The sequence below is a fragment of the Blautia sp. MSK.20.85 genome, from assembly GCF_013317245.1.
Lineage (GTDB): Bacteria > Bacillota > Clostridia > Lachnospirales > Lachnospiraceae > Blautia_A.
Window position 1 is genome coordinate 226956 of record NZ_JAAIUN010000001.1, and the last position, 15353, is coordinate 242308.

The 15353-nt window shown below is 43.4% G+C and carries 16 protein-coding genes and 1 tRNA gene; 4 read left to right on the forward strand and 13 right to left on the reverse strand.

Annotated features, from left to right (window positions below; all coding sequences use genetic code 11):
- Nucleotides 1-165: 165 nt before the first annotated feature.
- Both G5B12_RS00955 and G5B12_RS00960 read left to right on the forward strand, forming a co-directional pair.
- A complete protein-coding gene (locus G5B12_RS00955) occupies nt 166-2796 on the forward strand; it encodes a YfhO family protein (protein WP_118062042.1) in 2631 nt (876 codons plus the stop codon).
- Complete coding sequence (locus tag G5B12_RS00960) at nt 2793-3734, forward strand: glycosyltransferase family 2 protein (RefSeq protein WP_021976772.1); 942 nt, start codon at nt 2793-2795, stop codon at nt 3732-3734. The genes G5B12_RS00955 and G5B12_RS00960 overlap by 4 nt, the downstream gene beginning before the upstream one ends.
- A gap of 11 nt (nt 3735-3745) precedes the next feature.
- Here the strand turns inward: G5B12_RS00960 and G5B12_RS00965 are convergent, their stop codons facing one another.
- Together G5B12_RS00965 and crcB are read right to left on the reverse strand one after the other, a co-directional pair.
- Nucleotides 3746-4309 (reverse strand): prolyl-tRNA synthetase associated domain-containing protein, encoded by a 564-nt coding sequence (locus tag G5B12_RS00965; protein WP_021976773.1) that lies wholly within the window; start codon nt 4307-4309, stop codon nt 3746-3748.
- 47 nt (nt 4310-4356) lie between these two features.
- Nucleotides 4357-4722 carry a fluoride efflux transporter CrcB gene (gene crcB, locus G5B12_RS00970; RefSeq protein WP_021976774.1) on the reverse strand — a complete coding sequence of 122 codons (366 nt, stop codon included), beginning with the start codon at nt 4720-4722 and terminating at the stop codon, nt 4357-4359.
- A 176-nt stretch (nt 4723-4898) separates the two neighbouring features.
- Here crcB and G5B12_RS00975 point away from each other — a divergent pair, with 176 nt between their 5' ends.
- Together G5B12_RS00975 and G5B12_RS00980 are read left to right on the forward strand one after the other, a co-directional pair.
- Nucleotides 4899-5990: an acyltransferase family protein gene (locus tag G5B12_RS00975; protein ID WP_174087582.1), complete on the forward strand. Its 1092-nt coding sequence runs from the start codon at nt 4899-4901 to the stop codon at nt 5988-5990.
- A 6-nt stretch (nt 5991-5996) separates the two neighbouring features.
- Nucleotides 5997-6452 (forward strand): transporter, encoded by a 456-nt coding sequence (locus G5B12_RS00980; RefSeq protein ID WP_174087583.1) that lies wholly within the window; start codon nt 5997-5999, stop codon nt 6450-6452.
- Between the two features lie 103 nt (nt 6453-6555).
- Here the strand turns inward: G5B12_RS00980 and G5B12_RS17960 are convergent, their stop codons facing one another.
- The 11 genes from G5B12_RS17960 to G5B12_RS01030 all read right to left on the reverse strand — a co-directional run bounded on the left by G5B12_RS17960 (nt 6556) and on the right by G5B12_RS01030 (nt 15349).
- A complete protein-coding gene (locus G5B12_RS17960) occupies nt 6556-6726 on the reverse strand; it encodes a hypothetical protein (protein WP_330426510.1) in 171 nt (56 codons plus the stop codon).
- Nucleotides 6727-6796: 70 nt separating this feature from the next.
- On the reverse strand, nt 6797-7561 hold the full coding sequence (ltrA, locus tag G5B12_RS00985; protein ID WP_330426511.1) for a group II intron reverse transcriptase/maturase: 765 nt from the start codon (nt 7559-7561) through the stop codon (nt 6797-6799).
- Nucleotides 7552-7821 carry a nucleotidyl transferase AbiEii/AbiGii toxin family protein gene (locus G5B12_RS00990; RefSeq protein WP_244096013.1) on the reverse strand — a complete coding sequence of 90 codons (270 nt, stop codon included), beginning with the start codon at nt 7819-7821 and terminating at the stop codon, nt 7552-7554. Before G5B12_RS00990 ends, ltrA begins: the two co-directional genes overlap by 10 nt.
- Nucleotides 7805-8425 (reverse strand): DUF6088 family protein, encoded by a 621-nt coding sequence (locus G5B12_RS00995; protein ID WP_021976779.1) that lies wholly within the window; start codon nt 8423-8425, stop codon nt 7805-7807. The genes G5B12_RS00990 and G5B12_RS00995 overlap by 17 nt, the downstream gene beginning before the upstream one ends.
- Before the next feature lie 368 nt (nt 8426-8793).
- Nucleotides 8794-9801, reverse strand: coding sequence for a calcium/sodium antiporter (locus G5B12_RS01000; RefSeq protein WP_174087584.1), 1008 nt, complete (start codon nt 9799-9801; stop codon nt 8794-8796).
- Between the two features lie 317 nt (nt 9802-10118).
- Nucleotides 10119-10928, reverse strand: a complete 810-nt coding sequence (locus tag G5B12_RS01005; protein ID WP_174087585.1) for a Cof-type HAD-IIB family hydrolase — start codon at nt 10926-10928, stop codon at nt 10119-10121.
- A gap of 6 nt (nt 10929-10934) precedes the next feature.
- Nucleotides 10935-11537 carry a class I SAM-dependent methyltransferase gene (locus tag G5B12_RS01010; RefSeq protein ID WP_118062076.1) on the reverse strand — a complete coding sequence of 201 codons (603 nt, stop codon included), beginning with the start codon at nt 11535-11537 and terminating at the stop codon, nt 10935-10937.
- Between the two features lie 21 nt (nt 11538-11558).
- The gene (locus G5B12_RS01015) at nt 11559-11789 is read right to left on the reverse strand and encodes a hypothetical protein (protein WP_021976784.1); all 231 of its coding nucleotides are present in this window, start codon (nt 11787-11789) and stop codon (nt 11559-11561) included.
- Between the two features lie 315 nt (nt 11790-12104).
- Nucleotides 12105-12178 (reverse strand) — tRNA-Arg (locus G5B12_RS01020).
- 158 nt (nt 12179-12336) lie between these two features.
- Nucleotides 12337-13569 (reverse strand): ABC transporter permease, encoded by a 1233-nt coding sequence (locus tag G5B12_RS01025; RefSeq protein ID WP_021976785.1) that lies wholly within the window; start codon nt 13567-13569, stop codon nt 12337-12339.
- Nucleotides 13562-15349: an efflux RND transporter periplasmic adaptor subunit gene (locus G5B12_RS01030; protein ID WP_174087586.1), complete on the reverse strand. Its 1788-nt coding sequence runs from the start codon at nt 15347-15349 to the stop codon at nt 13562-13564. The genes G5B12_RS01025 and G5B12_RS01030 overlap by 8 nt, the downstream gene beginning before the upstream one ends.
- Between the last annotated feature and the right edge of the window lie 4 nt (nt 15350-15353).

A 15353-nucleotide genomic window follows, 5' to 3' on the forward strand; every position in this document is an offset into this window, starting at 1 on the left:
TTTACCTTTTACGCTTTCTTTGATTTCTTTCAGTGTAGCATAAATTCATTACAACGCAAGAAAAATATAAATTTATAAATACTGGACATGTAGAACAGATATGGTACAATAAGAAAAAATTTTGTTACCGGTAGTTTTACGACATAAGTTAGGAGTACAACATTCATGAAAAAACAAAACCGATACCTTTGCATTTATTCTTTTTCTATCACTTTTCTGCTGATGCTGATTTTATTCTGGCATTATGGATACGCACCTTTCGGTGGAAATTCCATGGCTTCCCACGATGCCAGTGTCCAATATCTGGATTTCTATTCCTATTTCAAGGATGTTCTCTCGGGAAAAAACAATATCACCTACACCTTCAGCAAAACTCTGGGCGGCAATAATATCGGCGTTTTCAGTTACTATCTGACCTCTCCGTTCATGCTGCTCTGTGTATTTTTCAAAAAGACACAGCTTCATGCTTTTTTTGATGTACTTGTAATGCTGAAGCTTTCCACAGCTTCCTTTACTTTTTGCTGGTTTCTGACCGGCCGTTTTCACAAACATTTTTCCGCCGGCAATACTTCCATAAAAAATTTTTCCATGGTAATTCTTTCTGTCAGTTACGGTCTCTGTCAGTATTCTATTGCACAAAGCTGTAATCTGATGTGGCTGGATGGCGTTTATATGCTTCCACTGATCCTTCTTGGCGTATACCATATGGTCTGCGAAAAAACAGCATGGAAACTGGCAGTTCCAGTGGCCCTGTCCATTCTTTTCAACTGGTACACCGGAGGTATCAACTGCCTCTTCTCCGGGATCTGGCTTTTTCTGGAACTATGCCTTTATGCAACATCCCTGCCGTTTTCCAAAAAAGTATTGAAAAGCTGTCTAAAGTCCATATTGTACTATATATTTTCCATGTTTTCCGGTGTTCTGTGCAGCTGTATTCTCTTTCTGCCTACAATATCTGCCATGCGCAATTCCAACCGCGGACAACTGGATCTTTACTGCCTTAAAAATTTCAGTTTTACCGGAAATATCCTTACCGCGTTATCCAATTATGTTTTTGGCTCCACAAGCGTTTATGGCTGCGTCTCCCTTTTCTGCGGAACTTTTGCCATCCTCGGTCTGATCGCTCTGTTTCTGTCGAAAAAAATATCCCGAAAACAGAAACTGATCTTTGGATGTTTTACTTTTCTTTCCATCCTTCTGATCTACTGGTTTCCTTTTTATACTGTCTTTTCACTGTTTAAAAATGTCAGCAGTTACTGGTACCGCTATTCTTATATAAATATTTTCGGCATTCTCTTTGTGGCCGCTGTTTTCTACCTTACAGTCCTGGAACAGGAAAATACCTGTATTCTGGTAAAAAGCAGTCTTATTTTTGCACTTTTGATGTTTTTACTTCGCTGCAGGCTTACAGACAGAAAATCACTTCAGGAAACCGTACTCATCATACTGGCGGCTTTACTTACCGGAGTTGTTTTTTCTTTGCTTCTGCTATCCTGCAGACAGCGGCACAGACTTTACAAGCAGCTCTCATTTCTTGCGGCTGTGGCTCTTTTTCTGGGTCAGACCGCTTATAATACCCAGCTCCTGATGAACACTTATCACGTTTCCGATGATGCAAAGTACCGTTCTTATTCCATGAATACCCGAAACCTCATTGATACTATCCGAAAAAAAGATTCCGGAATTTACCGGATTTCCCAGACAACCTCCCGAAAAATGCTGAAAAGCCTTACCACTGCCAATTATGATGAAGCTTTTGGATTCAATTACCGTTCTATCGCAGGTTATACTTCTTCCCCGGATGACAACCAACGAGATTTTCTGGAGCATCTGGGTTATCACAAATGTGGAGAAAACATGAACATTACCAATGCTTCCATCATTGGTGCGGATTCTCTTCTTGGCGTAAAATATATTTTATCCCCTTATCGGATCAACGGACTGCAGAAAATTTCTTCCATAAAAAGCAAAGGTAGAAAAAAGGCATATAGGAATCCCTATGCGCTTCCTTTTGCCCTGATCTATCCAGATCACCATCCTGATCTTACAGAGAAAAAAACAAATACAGACCCGGAAAATCCGTTTGAATATCAGAATTATCTTTACAGCATTTTATACGGACAGGATATCTCCATCTACGAACCTCTTCATTACAGAAGAACTTCCATAGGCAATTCCCAAAAAGGTACTCCTCAGATCTACTCTGTTGATCTGAAACAGGGGAATTATGCTTTCTATGGAAACATTCCCTGGGATACAGTTATGGACCGGGCCATGCTCACTGTAAACAAAACCTATACCACCCGGTATTCCTGGTGGCTTGCTCCCTCTTTGTTTTACATTCCTTCCAGGCAAAATGCGCGGACTGCATCCGTATCCATCAAGTCTGCTGAAGGTTACAGCATACACCCTGATGGTGAACAGTTTTACGGTCTGAATCTGGATACCCTTTCCCGTATTACCCGCAAAATTTCTTCCGGTCAGCCAGATAAACTCTCTGTAAAAAATGGCTATATCCGCGCCGTATGTCATAATGTTACGGACGATCACCATTCCCTGTATCTTTCTGTTCCCTATGACCGGGGATGGCAGATTTACATAAACGGAAAAAAGACCTCTTATAATCTCATTGATAACTGCCTGTACTCTCTTCCACTGAAAAAGGGAGACAATACCATCGAAATGAGGTATGTATGTCCTATGCTTCGTGTTGGAGCTGTAATTTCCATTTTGGGAATTCTGTTGACAATTACCATGACTTTGATAGAAAATAAGAAACGGAGGTTAGAAAAATGATTTCTTTGATTATACCATGTTTTAACGAAGAAGAATCCCTTCCGCTTTTTTACCCGGAAGCGACTTCTGTTCTTCAGAAAATGAACTGCGATTATGAACTTATTTTTGTGAATGACGGTTCCAGAGACAGAACCCTTGCGATTTTAAAAGAACTTTCAGAAAAAGATCCTCATGTGATCTATCTTTCTTTTTCCAGAAACTTCGGAAAGGAAGCAGCCATGTATGCAGGCTTCTGCAATGCCCGTGGTGATTACGTTGCGGTCATGGACGCTGACCTGCAGGATCCGCCATCGCTCCTTCCGGAAATGCTGGAGAAACTGGAATCCGGAGAATATGACAGCGTTGCCACCAGGCGTGTCAGCCGCGATGGCGAACCACCCATTCGAAGTTTTTTTGCCCGGAAATTCTATCAGCTTATTAACAAGATCTCTGATGCGGATATCGTGGACGGTGCCAGAGATTTCCGTCTGATGAAGCGCAGTATGGTAGATGCCATCGTCTCCATGAGCGAATATAACCGTTTTTCCAAGGGAATCTTCGGATGGATCGGTTTCAAAACCCTCTGGCTCCCGTACAAAAATATCGAACGTGTTGCCGGCGAGACCAAATGGAATTTCTGGAAGCTGTTTAAATATGCCATCAGTGGGATCATTAATTTCTCACAGGCACCGCTGACCATTGCTTCCTGGTTCGGAACCAGCATGACTGGTGTTTCCTTCCTGGCTCTGATCGTTATCGTACTGCGTAAGCTGATATTTGATGATCCGGTTGACGGATGGGCCTCCATCATCTGCGTGATCATTTTCATCGGCGGACTGCAGCTTTTCTGTCTTGGCATTATGGGACAGTACATAGCAAAAACCTATATGGAAGTTAAAAACCGTCCACATTACATCATTGCAGAGTCCAATAAAAAGGACTTTTCTCCTATACGCTGATCTTTGGATCTTTACTCTGTCGGCAGCTCTACCACCTGATATTCGTGGTTCAGCGCCGGCAGGATTTTTTCTTTTACATCACTGGTTTTCATTAACAGAGTGGATGTATTGATACACGGATGGCATCCGAAGTATTCCTCATCCAGAACTTCCCTGTCGATCACCAGGTGCACTCTTTTTTCCCTGTCAAAGATCAGTCCCATAAGACTTAATGACCCCGGTGTAATGTTGAGATATTCCTCCATCTGCTCTCCATCTGCAAAAGAAAGTCTGGCTGTTCCGATCTGTTTGGACAGGAATTTCGTTTTAAACGGCTTCTCCCCCGGCATCAGCAAAAGATAAAAATCCGTTTTCTGACGGTTGCACAAAAACAGATTTTTGCATATTTTCGCTTCCAGAAGATGATCCACTTCCTCACAGGCTTCCATAGTCATCAACGCCTCATGATCTACCCTCTTATATTCAATTCCCAGACTGTCCAGAAAATCGTACACTGCGATTTCTTTCTCCAGGCGTCCTTCCGTATTTTCCGGTCTTCCCGTATAGATGGTTTTGTCAATTCTTGGTTCTTCCATGTTTTCCGTTTCCTCCTGATCTTTCATTTCACACCTTTGTTTCATCCTTATTTTACAAGCATCTGTCCGGCAAAAACAGCCAGCACGCCAAAAACTGCACTTAAAATCACATAAAGAAGCGCCAGGCCAATCTGACCTTTTTCCATCATAATCCCTGTCTCATATGCAAAAGTAGAAAATGTGGTAAACCCGCCACAGATTCCCACTTTTAGAAACAGTACGAGTCCTGGATCCAGAGACGTATTTTTTGCCGCGGCTGCAGCAACAATCCCAATTACAAATGCGCCTGTTACATTTATGATCAATGTTTTTACCGGAAATCCCTGACTGTTTTCCACTGGCAGTAATCCCAGAAGATATCTGCACACAGAACCTATAAAGCCTCCCATTCCCACAAATAAACAGTTTATCATTGTCTTTTCCTCCCACCTGATTATATCAGTCCGGAAAAATATCCGCAACCTTACCGTAATTGCTTTCTGCCCGGTGTTTTCCCTTTGCATTCCCACCGGTTCATGATATACTGAATCTATCTCTGTTTGTCCTGTCAGATTGCAGGGCAAACATATTTATTTTGAAAGGAATCATCATGAAACGTATTAAAAACATCGATCTGCTCCGGGCAGGAGCGATCCTCTACATTATGCTGTACCACTGCTATGTTCTGTCCGGGCAGCCGTGGCAGGCACATACAGCCATTCACACGATCCTGACACTTGGAGGCGAAGTGGGCGTGACTCTGTTTTTCCTGCTCAGCGGATATGGGATCTATCTTTCCCTCTCTTCTTCGGAAGAAAGAGGCTGTCTCCCTGGCTGGCGGGCTTTTATGAAAAAACGCTGCATCCGTATCATGCCTCAGTATTACGTCTGCGTTACAGTTCTTCTGATTTTTATGTCAACACAGATGTTCAGCAATGAAGGGTTTCGGCATATCCTTGCCTATTACACCTTTACGGAGAATTTTTCCCCGGTGACACACGGTTCCATCAATGGAGCACTGTGGACGATGGGTGTGATCTTTCAGTTTTATCTGATCGCCCCGTTCCTTTATAAAGCCGTCCGGAAAAACTGGCTTGTATCTGCCATTGTGTCCATTCTGTTTACCGTTATCTGCCGGTTTGCAGTTGTCCGGTATCTCCATGCTTCCGGAATTTCCGATACCTCCGTATATTTCGTATATGAGCGTCAGGTATTCACCGCACTGGATAATTTTGTACTGGGCATGGCGGCTGCCGCATTCTGGAAACATGCCGGAAACCGTATACAGGAAAAGCGTCTTACACTTGGACTTCCTGTTTCTCTCGCAAGTACCATACTGATCCTGGCATGGATTTTTTACTATCACAACCACGGCCTTTACGGAACGGCTCCGACTGGTTATCCGGCTCATTCCATTCTTGCGGTTTTGCTTGGAATACTGCTCGTGGGCTTTTCCATCCTGCCGGAAATGAATTTCGGGATTCTTCGCCCACTGTACTTCGTGGCGCGAAACCAATACGGAATCTACCTGTGGCATATGCCTGTCATTATGATCCTTCAGGCCAATGCTCCATGGTTCAACACCATGAGCCAGCAGCGCTTCTGGCTGTTTTTGCCATGTATGATCGTGATCACCTGCGCATTCGGATATTTTGCAACCCGTTTCATCGACCATCCGGTTGCTTCAAAAAAGAAAGGATAATCACCTATGAAAGACAGAACTGCCATCAATCACAAGATCCGCAAACATTTCAATGAACTGATCTACAACGTAGCCCGCTACACAGAGGTCGTGCTGTCCATCGTGATCCTTGTCGTGATCGCCCTGGCCGGACTCCGGCTGATCCTTACAACTGCCGGTACCTCCGTCATGGATATGGATACCAGTTTTTTTACCAGTTTCCTGTCACAGGCTCTCTCCCTTGTAGTTGGTGTGGAGTTTGTAAAAATGCTCTGCCGCCATTCCGCCCAGACCGTTGTTGAAGTCCTGCTTTTTGCGACAGCAAGGCAGATGGTTGTGGAACATCTCAATCCGACGCAGACACTGATCGGGATCGTCGGTATCGCCATTCTTTTCGCTATCCGGAAATATCTGATGACAGACAGCGATGATATGACACCGCATCACCCCCAGAAAAAAGACTGTTCTTCTGAAACCAGATGAATCCACGTGAAAAACATTTCTATGATCGGGTAGGAGGTAAATAATTATTTTATTTACCGTCCTCCCACACCACCGTACGTACGGTTCCGTATACGGCGGTTCTTTAGTTTTCACAGACTACTAGATAATAGTCAAGCATGGAGCTGTATCCTAGCTTGGCTATTATTTTCTTTGAAAAGATTTGGTTCAAAACTTTTGCCATTCTCCAATAACCTTTTCTACTACATGCAAGTTCCTTTGCTTTCCAATGTTCCATTCCCAATGCTTTTAACATTCGGTACTTCGTTTTGATTTTCTTCCATTGTTTCCAGTAGACCGCCCTGATTCTACGCCTTGCCCATTCGTCAGTTTCTTTTAGTAGTCCCTTCATATCTGTAATAGGTGTAGCCTAGATATTTGACCTTGCTGATATGAGCCACCTTTGTTTTCTTCCTGTTTACTTTTAGGAAAAGTTTTCCTTCTATAAACGGAATGATATTTTCCAAAGTTCTTTCTGCACTTTTTCTGCTTTTACAGAAAATCATACAGTCGTCTGCATAACGGACAAATCTGTGCCCTCTGCTTTCCAGCTCCTTGTCTAACTCATTAAGCATTATGTTGCTAAGTAACGGACTTAATGGTCCACCTTGTGGCATTCCGACTTCTGTACGCTCAAACTTTCCATTTGCCACAACACCTGCGTTTAGATATTTGTGTATCAATGAAATCACTCTTCCATCTTTGACGGTTCGTGATAATACCTCAATGAGTTTGCTCTGGCATACTGTGTCAAAGAACTTTTCCAAGTCCATATCTACCACATAGACATAGCCATCATTTACATTCTTTTGGCATTGTCTGAGCGCATCATGCGCTCCTCTTTTTGGTCTGAAACCAAAACTATTCTCCGAAAACTGTTCCTCGAAGATTGGCGAGAGTTCCTGTGCAATTGCCTGTTGAACAACTCTGTCAACAACTGTAGGAACTCCTAGTTTTCGGAACTCGCCTTTTGTTTCCTTGGGTATCTCTACCCTGCGAACCGGATTGGGTTTATATTTCCCATTCCTTATCTCCTGGATTAGGGTTTCCTGGTTTTCTCTTAGGTAGGGTAAAAGTTCATCTACCTGCATAACGTCAATTCCACCTTTTGTGTCAATGTATTTGAAAAAGTAATATCAATATCTTCTGAAAATCGATCAATCACATGATGACACTTAGATAGTGAAGTTCCACCTTTAAAAACACATCCAGGCTCAACCTGCGCCAGAAGTTTTAATATCATCGTAACATAATAGTCTTTTTCTACGATTGCTACCGAACGCTTTTGATCAACAGATGCAGCTATGATTACATCTTTAAAAAGTTCTTCATCGTTATGCAAAAACATCATACAACCTCATCTCATATATATATCGATAAATTCTATCCGGATATTGTTTAATATAACAATCTATTTCTGTTTTTTTAATTTGTACATCAACAACATATTTCCTAATACGATCGGACAATATCTTGTCATTTTCATCTGCATACTGATCTATATCTTTCAGAAAATCTAAAAACTGTAATATCCGGTAATTTTCCTTTGTTACCAGAACTCTTGCTTTACGGAGAAGAACTCTTCTTCCATGCAGATTTACCTCCCGTACCCTGGCACTGGCATTATTTGATACAATTTCCACCATATATGGCACCTGTGTAGTAACACCCAGCTGATTTGCAAAAGTATATCCTGAATAATATCCATCAACTCTTCCATTTCGCGATATATATTTATATCTCGCCACAGTATCTGCTCCAAGGGGAACCCCCCCTTTTAATCGACTCTCCTTTGGAATATAGTAAACGCCTGTATCAAATCGCCTGATCTTTCCAGAATCGCACAGTATTTTAAACATCTGACGAAGATTTACATTTGAAACTGGAAGACTAACATCCGCAACAAAAATAGGTTCATTCGGCTTATAGTTTGAACACAAATACTCGTATAACATTGTTATCCTCCTTATAACGTATTTTAATTTTAATAGTTATATTTTGTTATCTACATAATAACCTATTTTTATTTATATTGTCAATTTACGTTATCATTATATTTATATGTAATTTTCACTCTTATATTCTTCCTATTACTTATAGCATTTCCGGGTGCCACCAAAAAAGGGGAAGCTCTTCCGGATAAAAAGAGCTTCCCTATATATTTCTTATATTTCACATCCACCTGCAAGAATGCTGAACGGAGTACTTCACAATTATCCATACTTTCTTTCAATTTTGAATCTTTACAATCTTATCTCTTACCTGCTATATAGGTCTCAAAACTGTTCGTAGGTATAATACTGAAAAATTTCTTCCATGACAGCTATCTCCAGATAATATACCCCGCATAGATCAGATACAGGCACACCATGGAAATTCCCTCTTTCCGGCTGATCTTACGCTTCGTTGCGGCATAGATCCACACGATCAGGGAAAATACGATCAATATCACAATATCGATAATGTTCTCCCGGATCAGTGCCACCGGATTGATGGCAGACGCAATTCCAAGGACCATCAGGATATTGAAAATATTGGAACCTACTGCATTTCCCACTGCCATATCCACTTCATTCTTTCTGGCTGCAACCACGGATGTCACAAGCTCCGGAAGGGAGGTTCCGATGGAAACAATGGTAAGTCCCACCAGTGTCTGGCTCATTCCCAGATCAATGGCGATGCGGCTGGCAGCATCTACGGTAAGATCTCCGCCAAAAGCAATGGCAAGCGCGCCTCCAACGATAAAGAGAATACTCTTCAGCCAGGAAAGGATGCCGATTTCTTCTTCCAGTTCTTCAATTCCTTCGATCTCCACATTTTTTCCTGCTGCTCTGGCTTTCATGGCACTTTGGATCATTGCCACAATATAGCCTGCAAAAAATCCCAGCAGGATCATTCCATCCAGATGGCCAAGTGTCATTCCGCTCTTATCTCCCACTGCCAGGATTCCAAGCCCCAGAAGGAGGAACGCACAGATCATGGAAAAAGGAATATCTCTCTTAATGGTTTCCTTCTGCACCAGGATCGGGGTCAGAATGGAACAGACTCCAACAACTACCATCAGGTTAAAAATATTGGAACCTACCACGTTACTGACCGCAAGTTCATTGTTATTGACCAGTGACGCAGTGACACTGACTGCCGTTTCCGGAAGAGATGTTCCCATTGCCACGATGGTAAGGCCGATGATGATCGGCGGAACTTTCAGTCGTTTTGCGATACTGGAGCTTCCTTCTACAAAAAAGTCCGCGCCTTTCATCAGAAAAGCAAAACCTATCACAAGAAAGACTAATACAAGGATCAGGGGTGAGCTGTTTACCAGATTTTCCATTTTTCTTCTTCTCACTTTCTGTTTTCATTTCCCATGAGCTGGAGATCTGCTTCCAGTATGACATAAAAAAGACTCATGTATGCTCTGTTATAATAAAATATAACAAAACATACATGAGTCTCATTCTTTAAGATTTGCCAGGTTTTTCAGAAAAAACCGGGTCTGTTGACAAATCACACTTACGTGCGAACTACTCCCTCATGGAATTGAAATTTTTATTTTTTTCAATTTAACAGAATCGTTTTAAAAAGTCAACCCCTGGCCGATGACTTTTATTTACTCTTTTTTACTAAAGGCACATATTTTATGTATCTTTATCATTTTCTGCTTTCAGAAACAATCCTTTTCAGAATCTGTAACACTCCGTCTTCACTGTAAGATGGGCACACTTTCCTGGCTGCTGCCTGCACTTCCGCTCTGGCATTGGCTACCGCATAGCTCATTCCCGCTTTCCGGAGCATGGCGATATCGTTGAGGTTATCTCCGAATGTACAGGTTTCCTCCAAAGAAATCCCCAGGCGCTGCCGGATAAACTCCACAGCTATACTTTTCTCCCCTTCCGGCGGAGTACTGTCCATCCATTCTTTTCCGGCCGCTGCCAGTGTTACCTTATCCTTCCACGCCGGTGTAAAATATGGAGCACAAAGCTCCTCACATCGTTCCGGGTGATAAACGGAAAATTTCAACACCTGTTTTCCCTCAAGGGAAGAAAGATCGTCCACTTTTCTCATATCATAGCCATAGGAATCTCTGAGCCAGCGGAACATCCTTTCATTTTCATTCTCCGCATAACAGCACTCCGGTGTGGCAATAAAGCAGTCACATTCCGGCATTTTTTCTTTTACCATGCGATGCATGCTTTTCCAGGTCTCGTCTGGAAGTGTGTGCACCTTCAGGATCTTATCATTCTTCCGGATCACCGTACCTCCATCCGAAACAAAATACACCAGATCCTTCAACGGTTCAAACAGCTTCCTCTCACTGTCATACTGCCGCCCCGAACATACTACAAAGGTAATGCCCATCTCGGTCAGCTTCCGGATCACCGTCATATATTCCGGATTGATGGTCATGGTTCCATCTTTTACCAGAGTTCCGTCTACGTCGGTTGCGATTAGTTTTATCATGTTGTTTTACTCCTCTCCCATCTGAAATACCAATATCCTCTCCCTAGGATTTTTTCCGTCAAAAAGATCCTGGCAGTCGATCTCATCCAGGAATTCCAGTTCATCCACAGTCATCAGATAGGAAATATATTCGTCAGATGGATAATAGAAAAACAGCAGCATTTCTCTTGTTTTTTCATACCAGGATTCCCGGATGCGTCCGATGACACTTCTCAGTATTTCCACAGAAAACGGATTAAAAAAATAAAATCTGTCAGCAGATTCCGGCACCTGAAAAAGGGCTGCATTTTCCAGTATAAAAGTGGTTTTTGCCCCGGAAACAGCCCGCTGCCTGTTTTCTTCTGCGGCTTTTATCATGCGTTCATCGTACTCCACACCTGTAGTCCGGCACCTGACCTGCCATGCCAGAAAAAAATCCACCCTGCCTTTTCCACATCCATAGTCGATCAGATGATTCTTTTTCCCCAGATACCCACAATACGCAAGCCGTTCCAGTACACAGTATGGCGTTGGTTCATATGGATAACAGTACTGATCCGACCTGGAATCGTCACGGCCGGTAGTTTTGATTTTCAGCAGCTTATCATATTTTACTTCATTTTGGTCCATGGTACTGTCAATCTCCATTTCCTACATCGGGCAGCTTTTTTTCTCCTCTTTGTCCATATCTCCACGGACATATCTGGCATTGAATTCCATATTGATCTCACGGATTTCCCTCTTCCCGTCAATATAATCCTGGTACATATCTGCAAGTCTCGCCATACAGCCATCGCAGTTCGCGGAAATATTTCCCAGAGATTCCTCCACGATCTGTTTACGTTCCTCTTTTGTTGTATCTTTGATCAGATATCCTGGCATTGTTTTTTCCTCCTGATAAGTTCACCTGTGTTTCAGGTGTTCTGTATTTCTGTTATTGTTCACTTTTCCTTGTCAAGCGGATATTCGCAATCCGCTTCGCTACGTAGCTCTACACCAAATAACTGCTCCGCAGTTTATCAGGAGGAGCTTGCTCTCCTCCTGATACAAGCAAGTCCCCACCCACTGCTTATTGCTTTTCGCAACCCCGCAGGGGACTTACTTGATTTGGTTAAAAAAAGGAATCTGCATACAGAATTAATAGATCAGAATGTATAATTAGAAAAAAGCCTCTGGAACAATTCCAGAGGCTTCATACGTGCGTTAGAGGATTCGAACCCCCGACCTTTTGGTCCGTAGCCAAACGCTCTATCCAGCTGAGCTAAACGCACATCTTTGTTGCTTTTCCTTTGTGATATTTTGTATCACCGCTGCAACAATATGTATGATACTCTAAGACCTATAAAATGTCAAGGGTTTTTTGAAAGTTTTTTTATTTTTTTTCAAAAATATTTTTTATTGCTATTTTTGATGCAAAAGCAACAGTTTTCTAGTTTCTTCTCAGTGCCTCGATGGGGCTGAGTTTGGCTGCTTTTCTTGCCGGGTAGATTCCGAAGAATACACCTACTGCACAGGAGAACAATGTTGCCGCCAGGATAGTTCCCAGACTGATCCCTGGTGTGATGGTGGTTCCCATGCTGCTGCCGATCACCGCACAGATCACATGTCCCCCTGCGATGCCAAGGACAATGCCGATCAGGCCACCCATGATGGTCAGGATCGCTGCCTCAGCAAGGAACTGAAGCATAATGGAAGAAGTCTTTGCCCCAAGGGATTTACGGATACCGATCTCTCTGGTGCGCTCTGTGACGGACACCAGCATGATGTTCATAACACCAATACCGCCTACCAGAAGGGAAATTCCCGCAACAAAAGAAATAAATGCGGTGACCATTCCAAGCATCTGGTTCATGGATTTCATGATATCCTGGAAACTCTGTACCTGGAAATAATCGTCTCCGGCACAATGATGGCGTCTTTCCAGAAGATTTACGATCCGGTCTGCCACCACCTGGGAATCCAGATTTTTGTCTGCCTGAACTGTGATCTGATAGAACTCACCGGTACTTCCTGTAAAATCGTCCATGGCCGTATAAGGCACGTTAATGGACACAGGCATACCGTCATAAGTGTAGCTGACAAAAGTACCGTTCTCCTTCTGCGTGGTAACTCCGCAGATACGAAATGTCTTGGTCAGATCATAACAGGTGACATCCAGTGTCATTCCCACGACATCATCCGTTCCAAAAAGCCGCTTCGCGTCGGCATCTGAGATCACACAGACATTTTTTCCCTCTTCAACCTCTTTCTGTCCGAAGTAACTTCCATACTTCACAGAAGCATTGTCCACCAGTTTGGCGTCCTGCGCCTCACCGGTTACTGTAAGATTAAAATCGCCTTTTCCGGTTACTGTCTCTCCTGTATAGGAATCTGAAACATTAACACCTTCCACACCATCCAGATCCCGGACCGCATCAATATCCTCAGGCTGGATCCAGACATCATCTGCGGTGGCATCATCGCTGCAGTACACCGCAATCTGGCCGCCGCCGATATCATCGATCTCACTGTTCATCTGATTCTTGGTTCCTTCACCGATGGAAACAATGGCGATCACCGATGCAATACCGATAATGATACCCAGCATGGTAAGAAACGATCTTCCCTTATTTGCCATGATGTTGTGGATCGCCATTTTGATGTATTCATAAATATTACTCATTGGCAGTCTCCCCTGTCTCTGCTGCACTGTCACCATCTGCAGGTGCTGCTTCTGCCGTCATTCCCTCTTCCAGAGAACCAAGATCCTCGATGACCTCATCGCCTGCTTTGATTCCATCTGTGATCTCAACAGAATCCTCAGAACTGATTCCTGTAGTGATGTCCTGTCTTGTGATCACGCCGTCTTTCAGTACATAACAGAAAGAGCCATCTTTACCAATATTTACCACTCCTGCCGGAAGTGTTACTACATTTTCAGCCTTTTCCGCATAGATCTTCACCTTTGCGTCAACGCCGAGGAAAATATCTTTATCCGGTTTATCAATACTGACAGTAGCTGCGATCAGAGTAGATCCCTTCTCGTTTGTTGTAGCAATATGGCTGATCTTCGTTACCTTGCCGGTATATTTCTTATCACCGATGGTAATATCCGCAGTCTGGCCTTCTTTTACCTTTGCATAATCATACTTGGATACATTGATGTCCACACTGACTTTATCTGTGTTCTGCAGGGTAAAAAGCTCCATTCCCTGTGTCACTGCTGCTCCCTGCTGCACTGCAGACTTGGAAATAACGCCGTTAAAATCTGCCGTGATACCTTTTTTTCCTTCCGCAACAAGTTCTTTTGCAGATTTGGCATCCAGTTCTGTAAGATTATTGCTGACTCTCAGCTTCTCTTTTTCTTCCTTTGTAAGGCTGATAGAATCTGCCTCTGCAATGGATTTCTGTGTGGCAAGATCGGACTGAAGATCTGCCAGATCAGAACTTGCCTGATCAATGGCATTCTCAATTCCTGAAGTATCCACAGATGCACCTGTGGAAGCAGCGGATGCACTTCCCTGGTCTGTCAGATCCTGTCCATCGTCCTGTGTTCCGTCTGTAACAAAATCTTCCCCTCCGGCACTGCTGTAATCCGAATATTCCGGCATTTTCGGCTGAGCCGCCTTTTTATCCTCGTAAGCTTCTTTTGCCTCCTGGCAATTGATCTCGGCCTGGCTTCTTGTGTTCTCCGCTTCGTCCAGTGCCTGCGCGTTCTCATCACTCTGGTCTGCCTGCCACTGGGCAAAAGCCATCTGATAATTATTATCTGCCTGGTTATACTCGCCCTGGGCCTTAATATAGGCGGCATTCAGCTCGCCCAGTTCCTTCTGATACTGGGGAAGCGTTTCATTCTGATATGTAGTAAGCGCCTCTGCATATGCTCTCTGGATTTCCGCTTCCTGGGCTGCCTGAGCATCGGCTTTTGCCTGGGCTTCCGCCTGAGCCTGGGCCTGTGCGTCTGCTGCTGCCTGCGCCTGCACAGATGCCAGCTGAGATTTCAGTGATGCCAGATAGTTCTGCTTATCTTTCACCTGCTGCTCCAAACTGGAAACTTTTGATTTGGCATTATTCTGCTTCTGCTGTGCCTCATCAGATTTATTGATGGAATTTTTGTAATCATACTCTCCGGATTTCACATTCAGTTCTGCCTTCTGATTATCTCTCTCCAGATCTTTCAGCTCAAATTCCACAAGTTTTGTACCCTTTGAGACGGAATCCCCTTCTGCAAAAGATACTTTTTTTATCTGTGCGTTTACCGGTGAATAAAAAGTTTTCTGTTCATCACTGACAACCGTTCCGGTTGCATCCACAATTTCTTCCACATCTCCGGTCTCCGCCTTTGTAACCGAAACCTGAGGAAGCTGTGCCTCGCCGCGGCTTCCTCCTGATACTGCGTAAAAACCGCCTGCCACAACTGCCACTGCCGCTACACCGATTACAATCTTTTTTCCTTTTTTCATTTCT

Coding starts and splice junctions, on each gene's coding strand:
- G5B12_RS00955 (WP_118062042.1), top strand. CDS start 166: ATGAAAAAACAAAACCGATACCTTTGCATTTATTCTTTTTCTATCACT.
- G5B12_RS00960 (WP_021976772.1), top strand. CDS start 2,793: ATGATTTCTTTGATTATACCATGTTTTAACGAAGAAGAATCCCTTCCG.
- G5B12_RS00965 (WP_021976773.1), bottom strand. CDS start 4,309: ATGGAAGAACCAAGAATTGACAAAACCATCTATACGGGAAGACCGGAA.
- crcB (WP_021976774.1), bottom strand. CDS start 4,722: ATGATAAACTGTTTATTTGTGGGAATGGGAGGCTTTATAGGTTCTGTG.
- G5B12_RS00975 (WP_174087582.1), top strand. CDS start 4,899: ATGAAACGTATTAAAAACATCGATCTGCTCCGGGCAGGAGCGATCCTC.
- G5B12_RS00980 (WP_174087583.1), top strand. CDS start 5,997: ATGAAAGACAGAACTGCCATCAATCACAAGATCCGCAAACATTTCAAT.
- G5B12_RS17960 (WP_330426510.1), bottom strand. CDS start 6,726: ATGTTAAAAGCATTGGGAATGGAACATTGGAAAGCAAAGGAACTTGCA.
- ltrA (WP_330426511.1), bottom strand. CDS start 7,561: ATGCAGGTAGATGAACTTTTACCCTACCTAAGAGAAAACCAGGAAACC.
- G5B12_RS00990 (WP_244096013.1), bottom strand. CDS start 7,821: ATGATGTTTTTGCATAACGATGAAGAACTTTTTAAAGATGTAATCATA.
- G5B12_RS00995 (WP_021976779.1), bottom strand. CDS start 8,425: ATGTTATACGAGTATTTGTGTTCAAACTATAAGCCGAATGAACCTATT.
- G5B12_RS01000 (WP_174087584.1), bottom strand. CDS start 9,801: ATGGAAAATCTGGTAAACAGCTCACCCCTGATCCTTGTATTAGTCTTT.
- G5B12_RS01005 (WP_174087585.1), bottom strand. CDS start 10,928: ATGATAAAACTAATCGCAACCGACGTAGACGGAACTCTGGTAAAAGAT.
- G5B12_RS01010 (WP_118062076.1), bottom strand. CDS start 11,537: ATGGACCAAAATGAAGTAAAATATGATAAGCTGCTGAAAATCAAAACT.
- G5B12_RS01015 (WP_021976784.1), bottom strand. CDS start 11,789: ATGCCAGGATATCTGATCAAAGATACAACAAAAGAGGAACGTAAACAG.
- G5B12_RS01025 (WP_021976785.1), bottom strand. CDS start 13,569: ATGAGTAATATTTATGAATACATCAAAATGGCGATCCACAACATCATG.
- G5B12_RS01030 (WP_174087586.1), bottom strand. CDS start 15,349: ATGAAAAAAGGAAAAAAGATTGTAATCGGTGTAGCGGCAGTGGCAGTT.